Origin of the sequence: Streptomyces sp. NPDC029044 (assembly GCF_040637495.1) — a bacterium.
GTDB lineage: Bacteria > Actinomycetota > Actinomycetes > Streptomycetales > Streptomycetaceae > Streptomyces.
Map to the genome: position 1 here is coordinate 1 of NZ_JBEZWN010000134.1, position 5,252 is coordinate 5,252.

Genomic DNA, 5,252 nt, shown 5'->3' on the forward strand with positions numbered 1-5,252 from the left:
GGTGTCTGGCGGCCCGCGCGGGGGGGGGTCGCGGGGTGTTCGGGGTCCGGGCGCCACCACCGCTTCCGCAGGGCCGCGCCACCAGCGGCCCGGCGCGGTCCCGGTGACCGGCTCCGATGCCGTGCCGTCCACGCCGACGGGCACGTCACCGGCGAGCATCACGCGGTGCATGATCCGAGGGTGGTCGAGGTGGGCGGTGTCGCCGGGGGCGAGGTGCATGGTGGCGCGGTTGTCCCAGAACGCCACGCTGCCCGGCTCCCAGCGGAACCGGACCGTGTACTCGGGCCGGGCCGCCTGCTCCAGCAGCATCTCCAGGATCGCGGCGCTCTCGGGCCGGGAGAGGCCGGCGATCTGCTCGACGTAGTAGCCGTTGACGTAGAGGATCCGCTCCCCCGTCTCCGGGTGGACGCGCACCAGGGGGTGCACCGAGGCGACCTGGCGGTCCAGGAGGTGCCGGACGTACGCGTCGTCGCCGGGCCGCGGCTGGTAGCCGACGCCGAGCCGGTGTTCGGCCCGCAGCCCGTCGACGAACCGCCGCAGCGGCGCGGAGAGTCCGGCGTACGCCGCCGCCAGGTTGGACCAGGTGGTGTCGCCGCCGTAGGGCGGAACGGTCTCGGCGCGCAGGATCGTCGCCGCGGGCGGGTCGACGCGGGCGCCGTGGTCGCAGTGCCAGCCGCGCAGCAGGGTGTGCCGGCGGCGGCGCAGCCACTCGTCGTGCTCCATCCCGAACCGTCCGCCCAGCTCCAGCCGGTCGGCGGTCGTCTCGATCTCGGGGAAGTCCGGGGGCGAGGCCTTGCCCCGCCGGGGCAGCACCACCGTCTCGCCGAACCGGCGCGCGAAGGCCACGTGCGCGGCGTGGTCCAGCCGCTGCCCCCGGAAGAACACCACCTTCCACCGCAGCACCGCCGCCCTGATCGCGGCGACCACCGCGTCGTCGAGGTCGGCCGCCAGGTCGACCCCGCCGATCTCGGCCCCGATGTGCCCGGCGACCGGCCGCACCTCCACCTCCACTCCGGCCTCCCGCGCCGCCTCGTCCGTCGTCCGGTTGTCCGTCGTCATGAGCGCTCCGCTGGTCGTGGGTGGTCGTCATGAAGATCGTGACAGTGATCTCCACCGAGGGCGACCATGCGGGTGACCAAGCCGCAGCGGGCCGGTCGCGGCCGCCGGGCATCGGGGCGAGGCGGGCGGACCTCGGCGGAGGAGGACCTAACTCGTTAAAGGTGAAGCGGCCGCAAGCCTTGACAGGCCTGTCGCGTCCTCACATCATCTGGGGCATCAACCCACGGCTAACACGAGTTAGGCCCCCTACGATGACCGACCCGCACCTCACCCGCCGCGCGCTGCTGCGGTACGGCGCCTACGGCACGGGAGCCGCCGCCCTGGCCGGTACCGCCGCGAGCTGGGACCGGCTCACCGGAGCCGACATCCCCGGCCGGGACGACGGCTCCCTCGTCGTCGCCACCCTGGGCCCCGCCTACGGACCGGAGGCCGTCCGCACCCTCAGCGAGGGCTTCGCCGAGCTGCACCCCGACATCAAGCTCCGGATCAACGCCGTCCAGGCCGTCGACTGGTCGGACTTCTTCGCGAAGATCCTCACCCAGGTCGCCGCGGGCACGGCCCCCGACCTCGTCTACGTCGCCACCGAGGGCGTGCAGCTGTTCGCGCAGCGGCTCGGGGTGGCCCTGGACAAGTGGGTGAAGCGGGACGCGGCCGAACTGAAGGAGTACTTCGCCGACGTCCACCCCTCGCTGGTGGAGTCGATGATGTACGAGGGCAGCCTCTACCAGCTGCCCGTGGAGTTCAACGCGGCCGACATGTACTTCAACCGCCAGGTGCTGCGCCGGGCCGGGGCGGGCCTGCCGCCGGCCGACTGGACGCGCGACGACTTCACGGCGCTGCTGCGGGACATGAAGAGGACGGGCGGCTCCCGCTTCACGCCGTACTTCTGGACCAACCGGCTGTGGGGCGGCGTGGTCCCGTGGCTGTTCGCGAACGACACCAACCTGCTCGCCGAGTCCAAGGCACCCGGCGGTGACTGGCTGTGGAACGGCTTCTATCCGGCCGCTCAGCGCAAGGGCCGCGGCGGGGGCTTCCGCTGGACGACGCCGCAGGCCTCGCACGACCGGGTGGAGGAGGTCTACGACTACCTCGCCTCCCTGGTGCAGGACGGCCTGTGCACCCGGCCCGAGGGCGGCAACGGCCAGAACCTCATCGGCGTGTTCTCCACCGGCCGGGTCGGCGTCACCCCGGCGGGCGGCTTCTGGGCGGGCGGACTGCACCTGGCCGGGATGGAGCGGGACGGGTTCGACGTGCAGTACTTCCCGCGCTGGCGCACCCAGCGCATGCAGTACGGCGCGGCGGGCTACGCGCTGCTGCGCACCTCGAAGAGGCAGGACGAGGCGTGGGAGTTCATCAAGTACGCCGCCCGCAAGGACATCCTGGAGCGGCTGTTCGCCACGAACCAGACGACCCCGGCCCGCCGGTCCCTGCTCACCGCCGACCGCTACGCGACGACCGGCCCGGCACACTGGCCGGTCTTCTACGACACCCTCGACCGGTTCCCCGACACCGGACCGATCCCGGCGCCGCCGCAGGTCGCCGAGGTCGAGCAGGTGCTGCTGAAGCACACCGGCACCGCCCTGGCCTCCGCGCGCTCTGTGCGCCCCGCGCTGCGCCGGATGCAGGGCGATCTGGAGAAGGCCATGGAGCGTGACGTATGACGACCACCCGGATACCGCCCGCGCCCGCCGAACGCCCCGCGGCCACGCCCGCCCCCGCGCCGAAGGGCCCCCCGGCCCGTGACCGCGGCACCCGGCTGCTGGCCACGCTGTTCCTGGCCCCGACGATCGTCGGCATCGTCGTCTTCACGGTCGTGCCCATCGTCGGTTCGGTGATCCTGAGCCTCTTCCACTGGAACGTCATCGACGCGCCGTCCTACGCCGGACTCTCCAACTACGGGGAGGTGTTCGGCGACGAGACCGTGCTGGTCTCCTTCCGCAACACGCTGGTGTTCATGGTGTTCGCCGTGGCGCTGCAACTGCTCGTCGCACTGGCCCTCGCGCTGACGCTGAACGGGCGGATGCCGGTGTGGCTGCGGTCGGTGTTCCGCTCGGCGTTCTTCTTTCCCTTGGTGCTGTCCGCCGCGTCGATCTCGGTGGTGATGAAGTACCTGTTCAACCAGGACTTCGGGGTGATCAACTGGCTGCTCGGCTTCGTCGGGATCGCGCCGGTGCCGTGGCTGACGTCGGAGAACGCGGCGATGGCGACGGTGGTCCTGGTCTACGTCTGGCAGCAGTTCGGCTTCTCGTTCCTGCTGTTCGTCGGCGGGCTGAACAACATCCCGAAGGAGATCGACGAAGCCGCCGCCCTCGACGGGGCGACGGGCCTGCGCAAGCACCTGACCGTCACGCTGCCGCTGTTGTCACCGACGCTGCTGGTCGCCTCGGTGGTCGGCATCATCAACGCCCTCCAGGTCTTCGAGCAGCCGTACGTCCTCACCAACGGCGGTCCCGGTGACTCCACCCGCACGGTCGTGATGGTCATCTACGAGACGGCGTTCGAGCAGCTGCGCTTCGGTGAGGCGTCCGCCGTGGGTGTGCTGCTGTTCGTGCTGATCATGGCGGTCACGGCCCTCCAGTTCCGGCTCAGCCGGCGTTTCGTCCACTACCAGTGAGCCGGGTGAGTCCTCCCATGAGCCAAGCAACCCTCTCCTCCAGCCGTGTGCGGCACGGGCTGGCGCCGTGGGCGCGGATCGCCGGACTGACCGTGTGCGCGCTGCTCACCCTCGGCCCGGTGGTGTGGACGGTGTCCACCTCGCTGCGCACCCCCGCCGAGGCGTTCGACCTCCCGCCGCAGCTCATCCCCTCGAACCCCTCCACCGAGGCGTACCGCGGGGTCTTCGACCAGATCGACGTATGGCTGCTCGCGCTCAACTCCACACTGGTCACGGCCCTGATCGCGGTCGGCCAGATGATCACCGCGGGCCTGGCCGGATACGCCTTCGCCCGGCTGGAGTTCCGTTTCAAGAAGCCGCTGTTCGGCCTGGTGCTGGCGACGATGATGGTGCCGTTGCAGGTCACCATCGTGCCGGTGTTCCTGGTGCTGAAGTCGATGAGCCTGACCGACACCCTGCTCGGTCTGATCATCCCGGCCTTCCCGACCGCGTTCGGCACGTTCCTGATGCGCCAGTACTTCCTCGGCATGCCCAAGGATCTCGGCGAGGCGGCGATGCTGGACGGGGCCGGGCCCTGGCGGACCTTCCGGTCCGTGTACGCCCCGCTGGCCGCGCCCGGCCTCGCGATCGTCGGCGTCCTGGCCTTCAACTACCACTGGAACGAGTTCTTCCGCCCGCTGATCCTGGAGACGTCGGGCCAGAACTACACCCTGCCGCTGGGGCTCGTCTCCCTCCAGGGCAATCTCGGCACCGGTTCCATCTCCGTGGTGCTCGCCGGTGTCGTCCTCTCCATGATCCCCGCCGTCGCCGTGTTCGTCGTCGGCCAGCGCCCTCTGCGGGAGGGCATCACGTCCGCAGGAGTCAACCGTTGAGCCTCGCCGCTCCCCCGCAGGACCCCAACGCCCCGCGCTTCCGGGTCCGTCCGCCCGCCAACTGGATGAACGACCCCAACGGCCCCTTCCGCTGGCGCGGCCGCCACCACCTCTTCTACCAGCACAATCCGGACGCCCCGGTGCACGCCAACGTCCACTGGGGCCATGCCTCCAGCGCCGACCTCGCCCACTGGGAGCACCATCCGATCGCCCTCACGCCGGCCCCGGGCGGCCCGGACGAGGCGGGCTGCTGGTCGGGGTGCGTGGTCGACGACGGGGGTGTGCCGACCGCCGTCTACACCGGGGTGGGCCGCGACCACACCGGGCTCGGCACGATCTGCCTGGCCAGGGCGGCGGACCCGGACGATCCCGCGCTGGCCGATTGGACGCCTTCGCCCGTCCCGGTGGTCACGGGCCCGCCCGAGGGTCTTGATGTGGTGATGTTCCGCGACCCGTTCGTCTTCCGGCACGAGGGCCGGCGCTGGGCGCTGGTCGGTGCGGGACACGCCGACGGCACCCCTTCGGTCCTGCTCTACGACTGCGACGACCTGACCGACTGGCGGTTCGCTGGTGTGCTCCTGGACGGCCACGACCCGGTCGCCCGGGCCGCGTCCCGACGACGGCTCGCTCTCCCCGCAGCAGGTCATCGAGCGCGTCGGTCAGCTCGCCCCCGAGGGCACGATCTTCGCGGCGGGCGTCGGCCAGCA

4 protein-coding genes and 1 pseudogene are annotated in these 5,252 nt (G+C 71.4%); 4 read left to right on the forward strand and 1 reads right to left on the reverse strand.

Going from position 1 to position 5,252, the window contains the following annotated elements; translation table 11 throughout:
- Positions 1-81: 81 nt before the first annotated feature.
- A pseudogene (locus AB0E85_RS39585) lies at positions 82-1,059 on the reverse strand (TauD/TfdA family dioxygenase); the annotation flags it as partial.
- Between the two features lie 251 nt (positions 1,060-1,310).
- Between AB0E85_RS39585 and AB0E85_RS39590 the strand changes: the two are divergent.
- From AB0E85_RS39590 to AB0E85_RS39605, 4 genes are all read left to right on the forward strand, one after another.
- Positions 1,311-2,720, forward strand: a complete 1,410-nt coding sequence (locus tag AB0E85_RS39590) for an extracellular solute-binding protein (RefSeq protein WP_361937608.1) — start codon at positions 1,311-1,313, stop codon at positions 2,718-2,720.
- Positions 2,717-3,673 carry a sugar ABC transporter permease gene (locus AB0E85_RS39595; protein WP_361937609.1) on the forward strand — a complete coding sequence of 319 codons (957 nt, stop codon included), beginning with the start codon at positions 2,717-2,719 and terminating at the stop codon, positions 3,671-3,673. The genes AB0E85_RS39590 and AB0E85_RS39595 overlap by 4 nt, the downstream gene beginning before the upstream one ends.
- 17 nt (positions 3,674-3,690) lie before the next feature.
- Positions 3,691-4,545 carry a carbohydrate ABC transporter permease gene (locus AB0E85_RS39600; protein ID WP_358288315.1) on the forward strand — a complete coding sequence of 285 codons (855 nt, stop codon included), beginning with the start codon at positions 3,691-3,693 and terminating at the stop codon, positions 4,543-4,545.
- The coding region (locus AB0E85_RS39605; RefSeq protein ID WP_361937610.1) for a glycoside hydrolase family 32 protein at positions 4,542-5,252 on the forward strand (711 nt) is incomplete at its 3' end. The genes AB0E85_RS39600 and AB0E85_RS39605, both read left to right, overlap by 4 nt.

What these genes read in the sequence shown, in the direction of transcription:
- AB0E85_RS39600 (WP_358288315.1), top strand. Translation starts at nt 3,691, where the DNA reads ATGAGCCAAGCAACCCTCTCCTCCAGCCGTGTGCGGCACGGGCTGGCG.
- AB0E85_RS39590 (WP_361937608.1), top strand. Translation starts at nt 1,311, where the DNA reads ATGACCGACCCGCACCTCACCCGCCGCGCGCTGCTGCGGTACGGCGCC.
- AB0E85_RS39595 (WP_361937609.1), top strand. Translation starts at nt 2,717, where the DNA reads ATGACGACCACCCGGATACCGCCCGCGCCCGCCGAACGCCCCGCGGCC.